At 76.4% G+C, this 1168-nt stretch carries 1 protein-coding gene; it reads left to right on the top strand.

Features of this window, described 5'->3' with window-relative positions:
* Nucleotides 1-1168 (top strand): response regulator (locus CS062_RS26510; RefSeq protein WP_158238930.1); only part of this gene is annotated, 1168 nt, incomplete at both ends.

The following is a 1168-nucleotide window of genomic DNA, read 5'->3' on the forward strand; positions in this document are numbered from 1 at the left end:
GCCCGCGAGGCGATGCGGCGGCTCGCGGGCGCGCGCGTGCTGGTGGCCGAGGACAACGAACTCAACCAGGAACTGGCGGCGGCGCTGCTCGAGGACGCAGGCCTGCATGTCACGCTGGCCGCCAACGGCCGCGTCGCGCTGGACCTGCTCGAGGCCGCGCCCGAGGGTTTCGACGGCGTGCTGATGGACTGCCAGATGCCGGTGCTGGACGGCTACGCCGCCACCCGCGCGCTGCGGGCCGACCCACGCTGGCGCGCGCTGCCGGTCATCGCGATGACGGCCAACGCGATGAGCGGTGACCGGGAGAAGGTGCTCGACGCCGGCATGAACGATCACATTCCCAAGCCGCTCAACGTCGACCTGCTGTTCGAGGTGCTGGCGCGTTGGATCCGGCCCGCCATGCCGGCCTCTGACCTGCCGATGGACACCCGGTCCGGCGCCGGCCGGCGGATCGACACCCGGCGGGCGCTCAGTCAGGCGCTGGCGCCCGATCAGGAGGGCACGGATGGCCGGGACGCCCCGGGGATCCCGCAGGACGGGCGCCCTGTCGACCGCCAGGATGGCCGCGACACCGACCCGTCCAACACCGCCACCGCCACCGCCACCGCCACCGTCACTGCCGGCAGGGCCGACGGCTTGCCGCAGATCGCCGGGCTCGACGTGCAGGCGGGGCTGGCGACCGCCGGCGGCCACCTGACGCTGTACCGCAAGCTGCTGCGGACCTTCCACGACTCGCAGACCGACTTCGCCGCCCGCTTCGCCGAGGCCGCCGCCGCCGGCGACCACGCGACGATGACGCGGCTGGCGCATTCCCTGCGCGGCGCCGCCGGCACGCTGGGCGCGCGACCGCTGGCGGCGGCCGCCGGCGCGCTCGAGCAGGCCTGCGCGCAGCGCCAGCCCGCGGCCGAACGCGACCCGCTGCTCGTCCGCGCGCAATCGCTGCTGGCCGCGCTGCTGGTGTCGCTGGGCCGCCACCTCGCGCGCGAGGCGATGCTGCAGGCGGCCCCGCCGACCGCGGCGCCGGCGGTGCTCGACGCGGCGGCGCTGGCCGGCCTCGATGCGCTGCTGGCGGAGCTGGAGGCCCTGCTGGAGGACAGCGATTCCGGCGCCGCCGACGCCGGGCAGGCACTGGGCGCCCTGCTCGACCGCCTGCCGCTGCCGACCGCAC

The sequence above is a fragment of the Roseateles chitinivorans genome, from assembly GCF_002761755.1.
Lineage (GTDB): Bacteria > Pseudomonadota > Gammaproteobacteria > Burkholderiales > Burkholderiaceae_C > Roseateles > Roseateles chitinivorans.